This window comes from Rhodobacter calidifons (assembly GCF_011174775.1).
Lineage (GTDB): Bacteria > Pseudomonadota > Alphaproteobacteria > Rhodobacterales > Rhodobacteraceae > Tabrizicola > Tabrizicola calidifons.
The window spans coordinates 301,146-318,519 of record NZ_JAANHS010000003.1; the positions used below are offsets into that span (position 1 = coordinate 301,146).

At 69.8% G+C, this 17,374-nt stretch carries 17 protein-coding genes and 1 other RNA gene; 8 read left to right on the forward strand and 10 right to left on the reverse strand.

Features of this window, described 5'->3' with window-relative positions:
• The first annotated feature begins 13 nt into the window (after positions 1–13).
• Positions 14–958 carry an OmpA family protein gene (locus tag G8O29_RS06345; protein ID WP_367890133.1) on the forward strand — a complete coding sequence of 315 codons (945 nt, stop codon included), beginning with the start codon at positions 14–16 and terminating at the stop codon, positions 956–958.
• Between the two features lie 54 nt (positions 959–1,012).
• Here G8O29_RS06345 and G8O29_RS06350 read toward each other — a convergent pair whose 3' ends face one another.
• Positions 1,013–1,918: a LysR family transcriptional regulator gene (locus tag G8O29_RS06350; RefSeq protein ID WP_166402389.1), complete on the reverse strand. Its 906-nt coding sequence runs from the start codon at positions 1,916–1,918 to the stop codon at positions 1,013–1,015.
• Between the two features lie 367 nt (positions 1,919–2,285).
• On the opposite strand from G8O29_RS06350, the gene G8O29_RS06355 reads away from it, so the two are divergent.
• Entirely contained in the window at positions 2,286–2,546 is a 261-nt protein-coding gene (locus G8O29_RS06355) for an EF-hand domain-containing protein (protein ID WP_166402390.1), read from the forward strand.
• Positions 2,547–2,623: 77 nt separating this feature from the next.
• Here G8O29_RS06355 and G8O29_RS06360 read toward each other — a convergent pair whose 3' ends face one another.
• Both G8O29_RS06360 and G8O29_RS06365 read right to left on the reverse strand, forming a co-directional pair.
• On the reverse strand, positions 2,624–4,648 hold the full coding sequence (locus G8O29_RS06360) for an NADPH-dependent 2,4-dienoyl-CoA reductase (RefSeq protein ID WP_166402391.1): 2,025 nt from the start codon (positions 4,646–4,648) through the stop codon (positions 2,624–2,626).
• 110 nt (positions 4,649–4,758) lie between these two features.
• Positions 4,759–6,132 (reverse strand): M24 family metallopeptidase, encoded by a 1,374-nt coding sequence (locus G8O29_RS06365; RefSeq protein WP_166402392.1) that lies wholly within the window; start codon positions 6,130–6,132, stop codon positions 4,759–4,761.
• A 150-nt stretch (positions 6,133–6,282) separates the two neighbouring features.
• On the opposite strand from G8O29_RS06365, the gene ffs reads away from it, so the two are divergent.
• From ffs to recR, 5 genes are all read left to right on the forward strand, one after another.
• Positions 6,283–6,379, forward strand: an RNA gene (gene ffs, locus G8O29_RS06370) — signal recognition particle sRNA small type.
• A 339-nt stretch (positions 6,380–6,718) separates the two neighbouring features.
• Positions 6,719–8,485 (forward strand): DNA polymerase III subunit gamma/tau, encoded by a 1,767-nt coding sequence (locus G8O29_RS06380; RefSeq protein WP_166402393.1) that lies wholly within the window; start codon positions 6,719–6,721, stop codon positions 8,483–8,485.
• The gene (locus G8O29_RS06385; protein WP_166402394.1) at positions 8,482–8,943 is read left to right on the forward strand and encodes a GNAT family N-acetyltransferase; all 462 of its coding nucleotides are present in this window, start codon (positions 8,482–8,484) and stop codon (positions 8,941–8,943) included. The genes G8O29_RS06380 and G8O29_RS06385 overlap by 4 nt, the downstream gene beginning before the upstream one ends.
• Positions 8,944–8,997: 54 nt before the next feature.
• Positions 8,998–9,351 (forward strand): YbaB/EbfC family nucleoid-associated protein, encoded by a 354-nt coding sequence (locus tag G8O29_RS06390; protein WP_166402395.1) that lies wholly within the window; start codon positions 8,998–9,000, stop codon positions 9,349–9,351.
• Between the two features lie 3 nt (positions 9,352–9,354).
• Entirely contained in the window at positions 9,355–9,951 is a 597-nt protein-coding gene (gene recR, locus G8O29_RS06395) for a recombination mediator RecR (protein ID WP_166402396.1), read from the forward strand.
• Between the two features lie 90 nt (positions 9,952–10,041).
• On the opposite strand, the gene G8O29_RS06400 is transcribed toward recR, so the two are convergent.
• From G8O29_RS06400 to G8O29_RS06410, 3 genes are read right to left on the reverse strand one after another with little or no spacing between them, the layout of a single operon-like run.
• Positions 10,042–10,698, reverse strand: coding sequence for an HAD family hydrolase (locus G8O29_RS06400; protein WP_166402397.1), 657 nt, complete (start codon positions 10,696–10,698; stop codon positions 10,042–10,044).
• Entirely contained in the window at positions 10,695–11,258 is a 564-nt protein-coding gene (gene rsmD, locus G8O29_RS06405; protein WP_166402398.1) for a 16S rRNA (guanine(966)-N(2))-methyltransferase RsmD, read from the reverse strand. Before rsmD ends, G8O29_RS06400 begins: the two co-directional genes overlap by 4 nt.
• A complete protein-coding gene (locus tag G8O29_RS06410; RefSeq protein ID WP_166402399.1) occupies positions 11,255–12,457 on the reverse strand; it encodes an NAD(P)/FAD-dependent oxidoreductase in 1,203 nt (400 codons plus the stop codon). The genes rsmD and G8O29_RS06410 overlap by 4 nt, the downstream gene beginning before the upstream one ends.
• A 91-nt stretch (positions 12,458–12,548) precedes the next feature.
• On the opposite strand from G8O29_RS06410, the gene G8O29_RS06415 reads away from it, so the two are divergent.
• Positions 12,549–13,034, forward strand: coding sequence for a peroxiredoxin (locus G8O29_RS06415; protein WP_166402400.1), 486 nt, complete (start codon positions 12,549–12,551; stop codon positions 13,032–13,034).
• 77 nt (positions 13,035–13,111) lie between these two features.
• On the opposite strand, the gene G8O29_RS06420 is transcribed toward G8O29_RS06415, so the two are convergent.
• From G8O29_RS06420 to G8O29_RS06435, 4 genes are all read right to left on the reverse strand, one after another.
• The gene (locus tag G8O29_RS06420) at positions 13,112–13,474 is read right to left on the reverse strand and encodes a hypothetical protein (RefSeq protein WP_166402401.1); all 363 of its coding nucleotides are present in this window, start codon (positions 13,472–13,474) and stop codon (positions 13,112–13,114) included.
• On the reverse strand, positions 13,475–14,248 hold the full coding sequence (locus G8O29_RS06425; protein WP_166402402.1) for a DUF6478 family protein: 774 nt from the start codon (positions 14,246–14,248) through the stop codon (positions 13,475–13,477).
• A 6-nt stretch (positions 14,249–14,254) separates the two neighbouring features.
• Positions 14,255–15,988, reverse strand: a complete 1,734-nt coding sequence (gene ilvD / locus G8O29_RS06430) for a dihydroxy-acid dehydratase (RefSeq protein WP_166402403.1) — start codon at positions 15,986–15,988, stop codon at positions 14,255–14,257.
• Between the two features lie 74 nt (positions 15,989–16,062).
• Positions 16,063–17,196 carry a zinc-ribbon domain-containing protein gene (locus tag G8O29_RS06435; protein WP_166402404.1) on the reverse strand — a complete coding sequence of 378 codons (1,134 nt, stop codon included), beginning with the start codon at positions 17,194–17,196 and terminating at the stop codon, positions 16,063–16,065.
• Positions 17,197–17,374 lie beyond the last annotated feature (178 nt).

Here is a 17,374-nt window from a genome sequence, read left to right on the forward strand (position 1 = left end):
AGCGACCCGGGCAGTGCCGAAGGCGATCCTTCCCCTCATCCTCCTTGCGCTGGCGAGCCCGGCGGCAGCCCTGACGCTGAAGCTTCCGGCCGAGGTGCTGGACCAGGAGGTCCGCAGCGAAAGTCCCGGCAGCTATGCCCTGCCCACGGGCCCCTTCGACGGAACCGGCGTGCCCTCACGCGTGGTCGAGGGGGCGCTGGACCAGCGCGCCCTGCGGCTTGCCGCGCCCGGGCAGACCACGCTGGCGATCCTGGCCCCGCTGCGCGAGCAGGTCGTCGCCGCGGGCTATGAGGTGATCTTCGAATGCGACGCGCGCCGCTGCGGCGGTTTCGACTTCCGCTTCGGCACCGACGTGATGCCCGAGCCGGACATGCATGTGGACCTTGCCGATTTCCGCTTTCTTTCGGCGGTTTCGGGTGACGAGGCGGTGTCGATCCTGGTCAGCCGCAGCGCAGGCGCCGCCTATGTGCAGATCACCCGCGTGACCGAGGCCCCCCTGACCACGGCGCCGGCACCGGCCGTGGTGGCCTTGCCGGACCCGACCGCACCAACCGTTTCCGAACCCCTGGACCCTGCCGCCGCCGCCATCAGGGCGGCTCTGGATCAGGCCGGTTTCGCCGTGCTGGACGATCTGGTCTTCGCCAGCGGCGCGGCGGCCCTGGCCGAGGGCGATTATGCCTCGCTTGCCGCAGTGGCGGCCTGGCTGCAAGCCAATCCCGGCGCGACCATCGCGCTTGTCGGCCATACCGATGCTTCGGGCAGTCTGGCCGCCAACATCGCCCTGTCGGAACGGCGGGCACAGTCGGTGGTCGATGCGCTGACCCGGACCCATGGCACGGACCGCACCCGGGTGACGGCAAAGGGCGTCGGCTACCTGGCCCCGCGCGCCACCAACCAGACCGAAGAGGGGCGCCAGAAGAACAGACGGGTCGAGGTGATCGTCACCTCGACCCGTTGATGCCCGGTCCAGAGGGGGCGGACCAGAGGCAGATTCGCCTTTTCCGGCCGAGGCCTACCAGTTGTCGGGCCCCTTGTCGGCGTAGCGCCGCGCGAGGAAGTCGATGAAGGCGCGGACCTTCGGCTGGGTGAACCGGCCCGGCGGATAGACGGCATAGATCCCCAGCACTTCGGTCGGCAGCCCCGGGATCGCTTCCTCGACCAGGCCCTGACGCATCGCGTCGGCATAGAGGAAAGAGGGCAGGTAGGCGATGCCAAGGCCCGAGATCGCGGCGTTCAGCAGGCTTTGCCCGTCGTTCACCGTCAGCCAGCCGACCGAGCGCACCTGCCGCTTTTCACCCGAGGGCGCGGTGATCTTCCAGACATTGCCGTTGGCCTGATTCGAGTAGTGCAGCAGCTTGTGATCGTTCAGATCGTCGATCTTCTGCGGCCGCCCGAATCGCTGGAAGTAAGACGGCGCGCCGATCATCCGCTTGGTCGTCTCGGTCAGCTTGCGGGCGCGCAGCGACGAATCCTCCAGCTCGCCGACGCGAATCGCCATGTCGAAGCCTTCGGAGATCAGTTCGACATAGCGGTTGTTCAGGACCATGTTCACCGTGATGTCGGGATATTCCAGCAGGAAATCCCCGAGAATCGGCGAGAGCAGATTCACCCCGAAATCGGTGGCCACCGACACCCGCAACAGGCCCGACGGCGCGGATTGCATCGACGTCACCAGCGCGTCGGCCTCGCCCGCGTCGTTCAGCACGCGGCGGGCCCGGTCGTAGTAGGCCAGGCCGATCTCGGTCGGGCTGACACGGCGGGTGGTGCGGTTCAACAGGCGCGCGCCCAGCCGGGCCTCAAGCGCCGAGACATGTTTCGAGACGGCAGACTTGGAAATCCCCATCTTCTTGGCTGCATCGGTGAAGCCGCCCTGATCCACCACCGTGGCAAAGGCCTCCATCTCTGTCAGTCGATCCATAGTGTCCTCTTGGGAACAATCACGCCGTTTGTGACAGACAGGTTTCACAAGGAAATCGGGCAGGAAGGCGGCAATCGCGCGACCGATCCGGGGTATTGTGGGGGATCGTTCGGGACAGGGAAACGGCGGGGATCGCCTCGCCTTCGGCCAAGTTTCGCCGGAAGGGTGAATCCGGGCAGGCAAGGAAAGGGCCTGACACCGGCCATGGGCGGAAAAATGTTCCCTCATGAGGGAGATTTCAGCGGCAAAGCGTTGCCATGGCGCGGGATTTTCCCGCGGATATGGAACACGCTCCCGGAACCCCTTAGCTAACCCTCGGCGCAGGAAATCCTGCGTCGCACAATCATGGGTAGAAAAGGAGACTTCCATGAAACGCCTTGCAATCCTGCTTGCGCCGGTCGCTTTCGCCTCGGTCGCCCTGGCCCAGACCACCCTTCCCGAGGGCACGGATGCCGACGGCAACGGCACCTGGTCGCTGGCCGAGCTTCAGGCGGTCTGGACGGATCTCACCGAGGAGGGCTTCAAGGGAATCGACACCAACGCCGATGGCGAGGTCGATGCGACAGAGCTTCAGGCCGCGCTCGACGCGGGCGTGATCGCCCTGCCCGGGGCATCGTCGGGCGGCTGACGCGAAGCCTCGTCGTTCGCCTTCGTCTCCGCCCCGCCCCCCCTGCGAGGAGGGGCGAAGGCACCGACGAGCCCCGCCTACAGCCTGGCCGCCAGGCGCGCGGCCTGATCGATCGCGCGCTTGGCATCCAGTTCCGCCGCCACATCGGCCCCGCCGATCCGATGGTGGGGGATGCCGCGCCGGTCCAGTTCCGTGCTGAGCCGGCGTTCCGGCTCTTGCCCCGCGCACAGCACCACGGCATCGACCGCAAGAAGCTCCGGCTGCGTGCGGTCCGGCCCGTGGCTGATCCACAGCCCTTCGGGCGTGATGCGTTCATAGTTCACCCCGCCCTGCATCCGGACCCGTTTCATGGCAAGGCTCGCCCGGTGAATCCAGCCCGTCGTCTTGCCAAGGCCCCGCCCCGGCTTTTCCGCCTTGCGCTGCAACAGATACACCTCGCGCGCGGGTGGATGCGGTTTCGGCCCCTCGGGGGCCAGTCCGCCGCGATCCTGCCATGGCGCCGACACGCCCCATTCCGCGCGCCAGAGACCGGGGTCCAGCGTCGGGCTGACGCCTTCGTACACCAAGGTCTCGGCCACGTCGAAGCCGATCCCGCCCGCGCCGATGATCGCGACCCGCTGCCCCACCGGCGCGCCGGTCAGCACGTCGATATAGGACAGGACCTTCGCCCCCGGCTCGACCGGAATCCCCGGATCGCGCGGGGTGACGCCCGTGGCGATGACCACCTCGTCAAAGCCCGCCACGTCGTCGGCCGTGGCCTCGTGCCCCAGCCGCAAGGTGATCCGCGGCGCGGTCAGCATGGTCGCGAACCAGTCCACAAGCCCGTGGAATTCCTCTTTCCCCGGCACCTGTTTCGCCAGGTTCAACTGACCGCCCACCCGATCCGCCTTGTCGAACAGCGTCACCTCGTGACCCCGCCCCGCCGTCACGATGGCCGCCATCATGCCCGCCGGCCCCGCCCCCACGACCGCCACGCGCTTCGGCGTCTCGGCGGGCGCATAGACCAGCTCGGTCTCATGGCAGGCGCGCGGGTTGACGAGGCAGGAGGTCAGCTTGCCGCTGAACGTATGGTCAAGACAGGCCTGGTTGCAGGCGATGCAGGGCGCGATCTCGCGCGCGCGCCCGTTGGCCGCCTTCGCGATGAAATCGGCATCCGCCAGCCAGGGCCGCGCCATCGACACCATGTCCGCGGCCCCCTCGGCCAGCAGCCTTTCCGCCACCTCGGGCGCGTTGATCCGGTTCGAGGTGATGACCGGAATCCCAACCTCGGGCCGCAGCCGCGCGGTCAGATCGGCAAAAGCCGCCCGGGGAACCGAGGTGGCAATCGTCGGCACCCGCGCCTCGTGCCAGCCGATCCCGGTGTTGAGGCAGGACGCCCCCGCCGCCTCCACCGCCCGGGCCAGTTGCACGACCTCGTCCCAGGTCGAGCCGTCCGGCACCAGGTCGATCAGCGAGATGCGGTAGACCAGCACCGCCCCCGGCCCCATCGCCGCGCGCACCCGGCGCACGACCTCTACCGGCAGGCGCATCCGGTTCTCGTAGGACCCGCCCCAGCCGTCGGTCCGGCGGTTGGTGTGGGTGACCAGGAACTGGTTCAGGAAATACCCCTCGGACCCCATCACCTCGACGCCGTCATAGCCTGCCTCGATGGCCCGCGCGGCGGCTGTGGCGATGTCGCTGATCTGCTTCCCGATCCCCTCCTCGTCCAGTTCGCGCGGCGGGAAGGGGGAAATCGGCGACTTGATGGCCGAGGGCGCCACGCAGTCCTTGCCGTAGGCATAGCGCCCGGCATGCAGGATCTGCATGGCGATCCGCCCGCCCTCGGCATGGACGGCATCGGTCACGCGCCGGTGGTTGGCGATGTCGGTGGCGGAAAACAGCCCCGCCGCGCCGGGGAACACCCCGCCCTCGCGGTTGGGCGCCATGCCGCCGGTGACGATCAGCCCCGCCCCGCCGCGCGCCCGCGCCGCATAGAAGGCCGCGACGCGGCCCCAGTCGCCCGTCTCCTCCAGCCCCGTGTGCATCGAGCCCATCAGGCTGCGGTTTCGCAGCGTCACCCCCGACAGCGTGATCGGCGACAGCAGATGCGGATAGTGGGTCATGCGGGCCTCCCTTGCGGGGCGCAGAATGGCGAAGCGCGGGCGCGGCGTCACCCGGAACGCGACGTAACATCGGGGGCTTCCCCCCTCCCCGGTGGGGCGGATGGGCTGGTCTAAAGCACCACGACCTGCGCCGGGTCCAGCAGCCAGGGCGCGATGATCCCGCAGGTGTCGGCCAGCGGCAGCAGGCTTTCCGGCACGTCCATGCCGATCACCCGGGTCATGAAGGCAGCCCGCGCCGCGCAACGGCGGACGAGATTGGGATGCCGCCGCGCCAGATCCTCGCGCAGGGCGTCGTCGGCGATGACATAGCCGTCCTCCATCCGGGTCGAGCCCCAGGCGGGATGCGCCGGGATCACGTCCATCTGCATCGCCATGCCCGAGGCAAGCGGGATCCCCGACCCCGGCATGATCGGCGAGGACATCCATTCGTCCAGCCCGATCAGATGGCCGGGGTTCAGCGTGATGCCGAAATGGGCCGGCAGGCGGTCGTGGATCATCGACCAGACCGCGCCCCCCGCCACGCCGGGCCGCATCATCGCGCACCAGTCCGACATGGCCTGCGCATAGGGGAAGACGAACTCTTCCAGATAGCCCGCCGCGCCGGGGGGCAGGTCGTCCGGCCCCCGCGCCATCCAGCCCGCCCGGCAGATGTTCGACCCCCAATGCGCGATGTTGAAACTGGCGGGCACTCCGCGCCGGATCCGGTCCCCCACCGGCCCCGACAGCCCCGGCGTGTCGCCCATCGCAAAGGTGACATGGCAGCCCAGGGGCAGCCCGCCGATCCGCGCGGCCTCGACCGCGGCGAAATCGGTCATGCCCTCCTGCAGGGCAAACACCATCCGCTTCAGCGCCGAGGCGGCCATGTGGTTCGAAAACTCCAGCCGGGCGATGTCGTCGGCCCCGACCCGGGCGCGCAGGCCATGGGCGGGATGCATGAAAAGTGCGGTCGCGTTTTCCACCCGCCCCGCCCGGTCGCGCAGCGGGTCGGCCAGAAATGCCGGGACGTCCAGCGCCAGGGCAGGGTCGGCACCCGGCGGCAGTTCGTCGGCCCCGTACCACTTCCACCCCACCGCGCCCACGGTCGCGCCGGGCGGAATGACCTCGTCCAGCCAGTCCCACAGCCGCCTTGACCCGCGCGGCTGGCTGGGCAGCGAGAGGGACGCGCAAAGCCCCGTCCGCACCCGCCCCGCCGCGACCAGCGGCGAGACGGCGGCATAGGCCAGGCACTCGTTCCCCGCGAGCAAGAGCGCATCGCCCGCCGTCACGACCAGCACCGCCTCTTCGAAGCGCGGATCGAAGCCGGTCAGCCAGTGCAGGTTGGCCGCATGTTCCCGGTCGCCATAGATCACCAGCGCCGCATATCCCGCCAGCCGCATCGCCTCCCGGACGACCGCCAGCCGCGCCTCGGCCTCCTCTGGCGCAAAGGCGGGCGGCAGGTCGGGCGTTCCGTTGTCCGGCCAGTCCAGGCGTTGCAGTCTGGTCATGTCATTCCCTCCGCTGCGCCGCGCTCGTCGCGCAATGTGTGGCTTCACGCGACCGCCCCCCGAGGAGGCCACGAAGTGACCGATGAGGCAAGCCTTGCGCGACGAGCGACTTCCTTGCGAATCCCGTCGCCCCCGCCTATATCCACCTTCGAGAGGTTGGCGCGGGCAGGCGCCTCGCCAACCCGGTCAGGTCCGGAAGGAAGCAGCCGTAACGAGCCCCGCTTGGGTCGTTGTCCAGCCTCTCACCTCCTGCCCGCGACCGGGCAGCGCATGACCGATCCCCTTCGCACCTTCCGCAAGCTGGCCCCGGCCAATCTTCTGGCCAATGCGCGGCTGCACCAGGCTTGCGCGGCGCTGGACCCGGCCGAGCGGATGCGCTGATCCGGCATCGCGGGCCAGAACACCGCGTTGCGGCGTGCTGGTTCCGGGCTGGCCGGCATCGGCCGCATCCCGTCCTTCGGCCGCCGCCACCGGATCTTTTGCGCAGACTGTCGGCGCGACCTTGCGGCCCCGCCGGGAACCCGCCTTGAAGGTGGACCTTCCGCCCGCCGCCGCCTAATCTGCCCCCTGACGTCACGAGGGGTCCATGTCCGATCAGCCGTCCTACCAGGTCCTTGCCCGCAAGTATCGACCCGCCACCTTTGCCGACCTGATCGGGCAGGAGGCGATGGTCCGCACCCTGAAGAACGCCTTCGCCGCCGACCGGATCGCGCATGCCTTCGTGATGACCGGCGTGCGGGGGGTCGGCAAGACCACCACCGCCCGCATCATCGCCAAGGGGCTGAACTGCATCGGACCCGACGGCACCGGCGGCCCCACCACGGAACCCTGCGGCCAGTGCGAACCCTGCCGCGCCATCGCCGAGGGCCGTCATGTCGATGTGCTGGAGATGGACGCGGCCTCCCGCACCGGGGTCGGCGACATCCGCGAGATCATCGACTCGGTCCATTACCGGGCCGCTTCGGCGCGGTTCAAGGTCTATATCATCGACGAAGTCCACATGCTGTCCACCGCGGCCTTCAACGCGCTGCTGAAGACGCTGGAGGAACCCCCGGCCCATGTGAAGTTCATCTTCGCCACCACCGAGATCCGCAAGGTCCCGGTCACCGTCCTGTCGCGCTGCCAGCGGTTCGACTTGAAACGCATCGAGCCCGAGGTGATGATGGCCCATCTGGCGAAGGTGGCCGAACTTGAAGGTGCGAAGCTGGCGCCAGAGGCGCTGGCGCTGATCACCCGCGCCGCCGAAGGCTCGGTCCGCGACGCGATGAGCCTGATGGATCAGGCCATCGCCCATGGTGCGGGGGAAACCACCGGCGAACAGGTGCGCGCCATGCTGGGGCTGGCCGACCGCGGCCGGACGCTGGACCTGTTCGATCTGATCATGCGGGGCGACGCGGCCGCCGCGCTGGCCGAACTGTCCGCGCAATATGCCGATGGCGCCGATCCCATGGCCGTCTTGCGCGACCTGGCCGAGATCACGCACTGGATTTCCGTCATCAAGATCAACCCGGCCTCGGCCGAGGATCCGACCACTCCGCCGGACGAACAGGCGCGCGGGCTGGACATGGCCGGCCGCCTGCCGATGCGGGCGCTGACGCGGATGTGGCAGATGCTGCTGAAGGCGATCGAAGAGGTGGCGCTGGCTCCGAATGCGATGATGGCCGCCGAGATGGCGGTGATCCGGCTGACCCATGTCGCCGACCTGCCCGACCCGGAGACCCTGGTGCGCAAGCTTCAGGACAGCCCGCGTCCCTCGCCCCTGCCCGGAGGCGCACCGGCGGGCGGCGGCACGGGGATCGGCAACGGGGGCGGGTCGGTCCATGCGCCGCGCCTGACCCCGGCGCAGGCGGCGCCCTACCATGGCCCGACCATGACCGCCGCCGCTCCGCTGCTGGCCGAAGCCCAGGTGCAGGTCTACGCCAGCTTCGAGGCCGTCGTCGAACTGATCCGGCAGAAACGGGACATCCTGCTGCTGAACGAGGTCGAGACCGGCCTCCGCCTTGTCCACTATGCCCCCGGACGGATCGAGTTCGAACCCGCCCCCGGCGCGAAACCCGACCTTGCCGCCCGGCTGAGCCAGCGCCTGCAAGCCTGGACCGGCGCGCGCTGGGGCGTCTCGGTCGTGGCCGCGGGCGGCGCGCCGACGATCGCCGAACAGCGCGACCGGGAACTGGCCGAGGTCCGGGCCGAGGCCGAAGGCAACCCTCTGGTGCAGGCCATCTTCGCGGCCTTCCCCGGCGCGCGGATCGCCGAGGTCCGCGCGCCCGAGACGCTGACGGCCGCCGCCGCCGAAGCCGCCCTGCCGCTGGCCGAAGCCGAAACGGACGACGACTGGGATCCGTTCGAGGAATGATCCGGCAGGCGACACGGGACGATGCGGCCCTGATCGCGCGGCTGAATGTCCATGTCCAGGCCTGGCACGCCGCGCATTACCCCGAAGCCTTCTTTCCCGACCCCGATCCTGCCGCCCTTACCGCCTGGTTCGCCGACCGGCTGACCGACCCGGCCTGCACCGCTTTCCTGGCCGGCGACCCGGCGACCGGCTATGCGCTCTGCACGCTTCAGACGCGCGAGCCTTCGGTCCTTTCGCCCGGCTATCGCCGCCTGATGGTCGATCAGATCGCGGTCGCACCCGAGGCGCGGCGTCAGGGCCAGGGCCGCGCGCTTCTGGCGGCGGCCCGCCGGCTGGCCCGCGACCTGAGGGCCGAGGAGATCCTGCTCGACACCTGGGACGCCAACGCCGATGCGCATGCGTTTTTCCGCGCGAACGGCTTCAGACCCCGCCGAATGCTGTTCCGCGCGATACCCTGACCTTGCGTTGGACGACCCGGACCCGTATCTCGAAGGAAACAACAGGAGACTGACATGCTGAAGGGTCTGGGCGCATTGGGCGGGCTTGGCGACATGGCCAAGATGATGAAGGCCGCGCAGGAAATGCAGACGAAGCTGGCCGAGGTGCAGGAAGAGCTTTCCCGCACCATCGTCACCGGCGAGGCCGGGGCCGGGCTGGTCAAGGCGCGCGCCACCGCGAAGGGCGAGGTGACGGGGCTCGACATCGACCCCTCGATCCTGGTGGCGTCGGAGAAGGAGATGGTCGAGGACCTGATCCTCGCCGCGATCCGCGACGTGCAGGAACGCGCCCGCGCCCGCAACGACCAGGAGATGAACAAGCTGGCCGAGATCATGGGCATGCCGCCGGGCATGAAACTGCCCTTCTAGGACATGGCCGACGAAACCGGCATCGAGGCGCTGATCGCGCTGATGGCCCGGTTGCCGGGTCTCGGCCCCCGGTCGGCGCGGCGGGCGGTGCTGGTCCTGCTGAAGAAGCGCGCGCAGCTGATGGCCCCCCTGGCCCAGGCGCTGGCCGAGGTGGCGCTGGCGGCCAAGGACTGCCGGATCTGCGGCAACATCTCCACCGCCGAGATCTGCCCGATCTGCGCCGATCCGGCGCGGGCGACCGGCGAGATCTGCGTGGTCGAGGATGTGGCCGATCTCTGGGCGATGGAACGCGGCAAGGTCTTTCGCGGGCGCTATCACGTTCTGGGCGGCACGCTTTCGGCGCTGGACGCGGTGGGGCCGGAGGACCTTGGCATCCCGCGCCTCGTCGCCCGGGTGGCGGACGAGGGTATCCGCGAGGTGATCCTGGCGCTGAACGCCACCGTCGATGGCCAGACCACCGCGCATTACATCGCCGACGCCCTGGCCGGGACCGGGGCGCAGATCACCACCCTGGCCCAGGGCGTGCCCATCGGCGGGGAACTGGACTATCTCGACGACGGCACCATCGGCGCCGCCCTGCGCGCCCGCCGCCGGCTCTGACCGCACCGCTCCTCGGTGACTTCCCCCCTCGTCGCTGCCTGCCGTCGCTGCCTGCCGACGAGAAGCCGAAGGCGCACAAGGAGGCGTCGTTCAAAGGCCCAGCAAGTCCGGCAGGTCCGCCATCCGGTGAAACAGCGGCACGCCCAGCGCCGTCAGCTGCCGTGCCGTCACCGTGTCCGGCCCATGGCCCGCATAGCCCAGCACCCGCATCCCCGCCGCCAGCCCGGCCTGCGCGCCCGAGGCGCTGTCCTCGATCACCACGCAGGCCTTGGGGTCCGCCCCGCAGGCCGCCGCCGCGCGCAGATAGACATCGGGCGCAGGTTTCGGCGCCCCGATCTCCTGCCCCGACAGCACCGCGCGGAACCGGCCCGTCAGCCCGTGCTGGCCCAGCGTGATCCGCATCTTGCGCATCGACCCGTTCGAGCCCACCGCACAGGGCACTCCGGCTGCCTCCAGCCGGTCCAGCAGCGCCACCACGCCGGGGATCAGCGGCACCCCGGCGGCCATCATCGCATACATCCGGTCGTAGAACCGGGCCACCCAGTCCTCGGGCAGGTCGGCCCCGGCCGCCCGCGCGCGCCGGGCCACCATCTCGACCGTGCCGCCGACGAAATCCGCCTCGAAGGCCTCGGGCGTCAGCGGCAGCCCATGCGCGGCCAGGTCCTTCAGGAACAGGTCGAAGGTCATCCCCTCGCTGTCGACGACCACCCCGTCGCAGTCGAACAGCACGGCTTGCGGTCGCGTCATCCCGGGGCTCTCAGCAAGGTCACGATCGTGTCGCCATACTTGCGCCGGTCGGCAAGCGCGAACCCCTCCGGCACGGCGGGAGGCGCGCCCTCCTCCCAGACCACCATCGCACCGGGCGCCAGCCAGCCGCCGCCCAGCGCCGCCGCCAGCGCCGCCGCGCCCAGGTCCTTGCCATAGGGCGGGTCCAGGAACACCAGATCATGGGCCGCACCCGGGTTCGCGCCCAGCCGCCGCGCGTCCTGCCGCAGCACCCGCGTCTCGCCCTCGGCCTTCATCTTCGCGACATTGGCCCGGATCAGCGCCAGCGCCTTCGCCCCGTCATCCACAAAGGTCACCGCCACCGCCCCCCGGCTGAGCGCCTCGAGCCCCAGAGCCCCGGTCCCGGCAAACAGGTCCAGCACCCGCGCCCCCGCCACCGGATTGCCGTGGCCGCCGTTGACGAGCAGGTTGAAGATCGCCTCGCGCACCCGGTCCGAGGTGGGGCGCAGATGCGCCGCCGCATCGCCCTCGCCCACATCGGCCAGCTTCAGGCCCCGGCGCGCGCCGCCGATGATCCTCATGCCTTGAGCAAGGTCTTCAGGTCCCCGGTCCCGGCTATGATTTCCGGCGCCGGCGACTTGCCCGTCTCGATCAGCCGCTTGCCGACCATGTAGGCCCGGCTGTCGTTCATCGCATCCACCGCAAGCAACTCGCCACCCCGGTAGTACCAGAAGCTCACCGCCTCGCCCTCGCCCTTGCGGGTGACGATCCGGTCATAGCCCGTGTTCAGCCCGGCAATCTGAAGCTTCAGATCATACTGATCCGACCAGAACCACGGCTTCGCCGCATAGGGTGCCGCCGCGCCAAGGATGTTCGCCGCCACCGCCTCGGCCTGGTCAATGGCATTGCCGACCGATTCCAGCCGGATCCGCCCGCCCTGCCAGGGGAAGGACGCGCAATCCCCCGCCGCCCAGATGAACGGGTCCGAGGTCCGCCCCATCTCGTCCGTCGCGATGCCGTTGTCGATCGCCAGCCCTGCCGCCTCGGCCAGCTGGCTGTTCGGCGTGATCCCGACCCCCACGATCACGAAATCCGCCGGAAGCACCCGCCCGTCCTTCAGGACCGCGCCCTTGACACGACGGTCGCCCTCCAGCCGGTCCAGAGCCGTGGCTTCCAGCACCTTGACCCCATGCGCCTCATGCATGTCCCGCACGAAACCCGAGGTCTCGGGCGCGGCCACCCGTTGCAGGATGCGCGGCGCCATTTCCAGCACGGTGACGTCAAGGCCCAGCTTCGCCGCCACCGCGGCCGCTTCCAGCCCGATATAGCCGCCGCCGACGATGATGACGCGGCGGCCGGGGCGGAACTCGGCCCGCATCGCATCGACATCAGCCAGCGTGCGCACGGTGAAGACCCCGTCCAGCGCCCCGCCGATCGCTGCCGGCAGGCGCCGCGGGCTGGATCCGGTGGTCAGCGCCAGATGGTCATAGGCCAGCGCCGCACCGCCGACCGTCACCGTCCGGGCGGCCCGGTCGATGGATGTGACCGGCTGGCCAAGGCGCAGCTCGATCCGGTTCTCGGCCCAGAACTCGGGCGCACGCAGCCAGAGCCGGTCGGCCTCCATCTCGCCCAGAAGATAGGCCTTCGACAGGGGCGGGCGCTGGTAGGGGGGCGCGGGTTCATCGCCCAGAAGGACGATCTCGCCGTCATGCCCCAGCGCCCGCAGCTTCGCCGCCAGCGACGCGCCGGCCTGCCCCGCGCCCACGATCACCACCCGCATCTGCCGGCCTCCCTCTGGCATGTTCCACGCCGGACCCTATAACCCAAGCCGCAACAGGTGCAACGCACCAGAACGGAAAGGATTGCCGGACATGACGATTGCCGAAGGGATGCGACTTCCCGATGCCGCGCTGCTGCGGATGGGGGACAACGGGGCCGAGACTGTCAGCCTGGCCGACCGGCTCAGGGGCCGCAAGGTGGTGATCTTCGGCCTGCCCGGCGCCTATACCGGCACCTGCTCCACCGCGCATGTCCCAAGCTTCATCCGCACCGCCAGCGGCTTTGCCGCGAAGGGCGTGGACGAGATCATCTGCATCGCGGTCAACGATCCCTTCGTGATGAAGGCCTGGGGCGAGGCGACCGGCGCCACCGCCGCCGGGATCACCATGCTTGCCGATGCCGATGCCAGCTTCACCCGCGCCATCGGCATGACCTTCGACGTGCCGCAGCTGGGGTTCTTCGCCCGGTCGAGGCGCTATTCGGCCCTGGTCGAGGACGGGGTGGTGACGAAGTTCAATCCGGAACCGGGCACCGGTTGCGAGATCTCGGCCGGCGAATACCTGCTCGCGCAGCTTTAGGCGGCGGCGCGTTGTCGGCTTCGTCGATCCTTGCAGGGCAACCTTACGAGGAGGAGACGAAGCCGAACGACGCTGCGTCAGCCGGTTTCGCGCGCGTGGCGCTGGAAGGCGCGTTTCAGCAGGTCCAGTTCGGCGCGCAACAGGTCCAGCTCGGCCCGGATGTCCGCTTCCGGCACCACACCGGCAATCAGGGTGAAACTGCCAAGGGTCGCCGCGCCCGACAGCACCAGGAAGGTCTGCACCCCATCGTTCAGCGCCCGGGTCGGGATCGGCACCCGGATCACGAAGGCCCCCGGCTGCCCCGGAGCGGGGCTTGCCGTCACGCCCTCGACCACCTGTCCGCCGTGCCGCACCTCGACCGGAGGGGCGGCCTCGACCCCGGTCAGCACCGCTTCCCAGACCCCGCCAGAGATCCGGCCCCGTTCCAGTTTCATCGCCATCTACAGCTCCGCCCGTGGGCGGCGGCTGACCACCACATCGCGGATCGCGATCCGGGTCATCGCCGGATCGTTGAAGATCAGGTCCAGCCAAGCCCGCTCGATCCGGCGGTCGTTCAGGTCGGCATAGGCCAGATCGAATTCGGCCAGCCTGTCGCGGCCTGCCTCGGGCAGGGCGCTGACCGGCTGGGCCAGGTTGGGCCCGTGCTTGACGTTCAGCCGCGCGAAGGCCTTGACCGGCCGGTCGCAGTCCATGACCAGCTCGGCCCGCACCAGATGCCGCGACCGCAGGCCCGCGATGGCCGCCTCCGGCAGGTTCAGCGCCAGCGACAGGAAACTGCCGCGAAACCCGAACACATCCACGACAAGGCCGAAAGGCGCCCGGTCCTCGGGCGCCTGGTTGCGGACCTGCCGGACGGCCACTTCGCCCAGCGGGCAGTCATGATACAGCGCGACGCCCTCGCCCAGCGCCGTGCGTGCGCCCGCGGCGACGGCCCCGCTGTCAGACAAGGGCCCGCGCCAGGCATCGGGGCGCCAGCTCCAGTCGGTGCCAAGCGGCATCTGCGGCAGACCCGCGCCAAGCGGAGGAACCGCCAGCCGCGCCTCGGAGACCTGGATCACCCGGTCCAGCTGCCGCCGCATCGCCCGCGCCTCGTTGCGCAGCGCGCGCAGCTCCACGCTGTCCAGGTCGGGCGCCGCCTCGGCAAGGCGCGCCCAGCGCGCTTCGGTCCGCCGCTGGTGCCAGCCCTCGATACGGCGCGCGATCCAGCCGGCCATGACGCCCTACTGGTCCATGTAGACGTGGCTTTCGCCCTTCGCGCCGGGATGCGTGACCGCCCCCCAGCGCGCGCCACCGCAGAGCCTGGCGAACTTGTGCACCGCTCCGCTGGTATAGGCCGTCTTGCGCGGCCCCTTCCATTCGGCGCGGCGCTTCGCCAGTTCCTCGTCGGACAGGGCCACCGACAGTTCCCCGGTCAGCGCGTTCAGCGTGATGATGTCGCCGTTCTTCACAAGCGCGATCGGCCCGCCATGCGCGGCCTCGGGGCCGACATGGCCCACGCAGAAGCCCCGCGTCGCGCCCGAGAAGCGGCCGTCGGTGATCAGCGCCACCTTCTTGCCCATGCCCTGACCCGACAGCGCCGCCGTGGTCGCCAGCATCTCGCGCATCCCCGGACCGCCCGCCGGGCCCTCGTTGCGGATGACGATGACCTCGCCTTCCTTGTATTCCCGCTTCTTGACCGCCTCGAAGGCATCCTCTTCGCATTCGAACACCCGCGCCGGTCCGGTGAAGACCTGCTCGGCCTCGGTCATGCCCGCGACCTTCACGATGGCCCCGTCGGGCGCGAGGTTGCCCTTCAGGCTGACCACACCGCCGGTTTTCGTGATGGGGCTTTCGATGTGGTAGATCACCCGCCCGTCGGCCTCGCCGCGGATCTCCTCAAGGCTTTCGCCCAGCGTCTTGCCCGAGGCGGTGATGCAGTCCAGATGCAGCAGGCCCGCCTTCGCCAACTCCTTCATCACCACGGCCACGCCGCCGACCTCGTGCAGGTCCTTGGCCACATATTTCCCGCCCGGCCGCAGATCGACGAAATAGGGCGTGTCCTTCATGCAGGCCGCCACGTCGAAGAGGTCGAAGTCGATTCCCGCCTCATGCGCGATGGCCGGCAGGTGCAGCGCGGCATTGGTCGAGCCGCCGGTGCAGCCGACGACCCGGGCGGCGTTTTCAAGCGACTTCCGCGTCACGATGTCCCGCGCGCGGATGTTCTTCTCGATCAGGTTCATCACCGCCACGCCCGAGGCCTCGCAGAACTGGTCGCGGGATTCGTAGGGCGCCGGGGCGGAGGACGAATTCAGCAGCGCGAGGCCAATCGCCTCGGACACGCAGGCCATCGTGTTCGCGGTATACTGCGCCCCGCAGGCGCCCGAGGACGGGCAGGCCACCCGCTCCATGATCTCCAGTTCCGCATCCGACAGGTTCCCGGCTTGGTGCTTGCCCACCGCCTCGAACATGTCCTGCACGGTGATGTCCTGGCCCTGATAGCGGCCGGGCAGGATCGACCCGCCATAGATGAAGACCGAGGGCACGTTCAGCCGCACCATCGCCATCATCATCCCCGGCAGGCTCTTGTCGCAGCCCGCCAGCCCCACAAGCGCGTCATAGCAATGCCCGCGCATCGTCAGTTCCACTGTGTCGGCGATGGCGTCGCGGCTGGCCAGCGAGGAGCGCATCCCCTCATGCCCCATGGCGATGCCGTCGGTCACGGTGATCGTGGTGAATTCGCGAGGGGTGCCGCCGCCCTTCTTCACGCCCTGCTTGACCACCTGTGCCTGACGGTTCAGCGCGATGTTGCAAGGCGCCGCCTCGTTCCAGCAGGTCGCCACGCCCACCCAGGGCTGATGGATCTCCTCCTCGGTGATCCCCATGGCGTAGAAATAGCTGCGGTGCGGAGCGCGCGCCGGGCCTTCGGTCACATGGCGGCTGGGAAGCTTCGACTTGTCGAAACGGGCTTTGGTCATGGCGGCTCCTCCGGGCTTTCGGCTGGCCGCAAGGGATAAAGGCCCGCCCGCGCGGGGGCAAGCCGAATTGGACCTCAGCCGCCCGTGCCGTTGATGGCGACCGTCGCGCTTTGCATCAGCCCGTCCATCTGCAACCGCAGACTGTTGATGAACGCGACATAGGACTCCAGCACCCCGGCCAGCGACGGCACCGCCCGGGCCAGCGCATCGGCGCTGATGTAAAGCGCCGAGGCCAGGATCGCGACGGTCAGCACCAGCAGGAAACCGCTGCGGAAACTGCTGCGGCCTTCGGCTTCGGGAAGGGCGGCGGGCTCCGGGATGTCATCGACCGGCGCCTCGCTGGGCCGCAGGGTCGAGTTGATCTCCTCGACATCCGGCAACCGCGTGCGGCGACCCGCAGCGCGGTCGGCGGCCTCATCGGCCGTCTCGGGCGGAAGGACGGGCGCAGCGGAAGGCGCGGCAGGGGGCGCGGCGGGGGGCGCGGCGGCCACGCGCGCTGCCGGCACGGCCGCGTCGATGCCGAGATCGGGCTGCATTTCCAGCGGAGCGGCGGCTTCAGCGCGACGGGCCTGGGCTTCGCGCTCGGCCTCTTCTCGCAGGATGGCCAGGACGGATTCATCCACCGCATAAGCCGCAGGCGCCGCCTGAGGCACTTCGGGTTCCGGGGTTTCCGCGTCATCCCCTGCTTCGGCCACACCCGCGCCGGTCGCAGGGGCCTCGGGGGGCCGGACCGCTGCCGCCGGTTCGATGGTCTCGACCGAAGGCTCCGGGACAGGCGCGGCATGGGGCACGGGCGCAGCGGCCGGGGCCACCGCCTCTGACAAGTCGGGCGCGGGCAAGTCGGGCGCAGGGACGGTATTTGCAGGCCGGACAGCCTCTTCGCGGCCCGCCGGGACCGCCGGCCCCGGCTCAGGCTCCGACACCACCGGCGCAAGGGCCTCTGCCGCGGATGCAGCGGCCACCGGGGCGGGCGCCGGCTCGGCCGCGGGTTCGGGTTCAGGCGCGGCAACGGGCTCGGCAGGCGCGGGCGCCGCAGGCACCGGGGCTGCGGCAGGGGGTGCCGCAGCCGGCTCGGCCACTGCCGCGCGCGGCCGCATCTGATACCAGGCATGCCCGCAGTTGGCGCATTGCACGTCGCGTCCCGTTTCCGGAATCGCGTCTTCGGGCACCTCGTACTTGGCCTCGCAGTTCGGGCAAACCAACCGCATTCCTGTCCCCTCAACGCCTGTTTTTCCGGTCGCCACCAAAAGTTGTAATCCTTAATTCCTGTCGTTCCAAGGCTTTGTCGCGCGCTCTTGTGCAATCGTTTCCCCCTGTGCGATGGAAAGCGCAGTCACTTCGGCGCCGCAGGGGTCGGCGGCCCGAAGCCGAAACCAGGGGATGACC

Bases quoted from the DNA above. Each gene is read 5' to 3' on its own strand.
- G8O29_RS06350 (WP_166402389.1), bottom strand. From the start codon at position 1,918: ATGGATCGACTGACAGAGATGGAGGCCTTTGCCACGGTGGTGGATCAG.
- G8O29_RS06355 (WP_166402390.1), top strand. From the start codon at position 2,286: ATGAAACGCCTTGCAATCCTGCTTGCGCCGGTCGCTTTCGCCTCGGTC.
- G8O29_RS06360 (WP_166402391.1), bottom strand. From the start codon at position 4,648: ATGACCCACTATCCGCATCTGCTGTCGCCGATCACGCTGTCGGGGGTG.
- G8O29_RS06365 (WP_166402392.1), bottom strand. From the start codon at position 6,132: ATGACCAGACTGCAACGCCTGGACTGGCCGGACAACGGAACGCCCGAC.
- G8O29_RS06380 (WP_166402393.1), top strand. From the start codon at position 6,719: ATGTCCGATCAGCCGTCCTACCAGGTCCTTGCCCGCAAGTATCGACCC.
- G8O29_RS06385 (WP_166402394.1), top strand. From the start codon at position 8,482: ATGATCCGGCAGGCGACACGGGACGATGCGGCCCTGATCGCGCGGCTG.
- G8O29_RS06390 (WP_166402395.1), top strand. From the start codon at position 8,998: ATGCTGAAGGGTCTGGGCGCATTGGGCGGGCTTGGCGACATGGCCAAG.
- recR (WP_166402396.1), top strand. From the start codon at position 9,355: ATGGCCGACGAAACCGGCATCGAGGCGCTGATCGCGCTGATGGCCCGG.
- G8O29_RS06400 (WP_166402397.1), bottom strand. From the start codon at position 10,698: ATGACGCGACCGCAAGCCGTGCTGTTCGACTGCGACGGGGTGGTCGTC.
- rsmD (WP_166402398.1), bottom strand. From the start codon at position 11,258: ATGAGGATCATCGGCGGCGCGCGCCGGGGCCTGAAGCTGGCCGATGTG.
- G8O29_RS06410 (WP_166402399.1), bottom strand. From the start codon at position 12,457: ATGCGGGTGGTGATCGTGGGCGCGGGGCAGGCCGGCGCGTCGCTGGCG.
- G8O29_RS06415 (WP_166402400.1), top strand. From the start codon at position 12,549: ATGACGATTGCCGAAGGGATGCGACTTCCCGATGCCGCGCTGCTGCGG.
- G8O29_RS06420 (WP_166402401.1), bottom strand. From the start codon at position 13,474: ATGGCGATGAAACTGGAACGGGGCCGGATCTCTGGCGGGGTCTGGGAA.
- G8O29_RS06425 (WP_166402402.1), bottom strand. From the start codon at position 14,248: ATGGCCGGCTGGATCGCGCGCCGTATCGAGGGCTGGCACCAGCGGCGG.
- ilvD (WP_166402403.1), bottom strand. From the start codon at position 15,988: ATGACCAAAGCCCGTTTCGACAAGTCGAAGCTTCCCAGCCGCCATGTG.
- G8O29_RS06435 (WP_166402404.1), bottom strand. From the start codon at position 17,196: ATGCGGTTGGTTTGCCCGAACTGCGAGGCCAAGTACGAGGTGCCCGAA.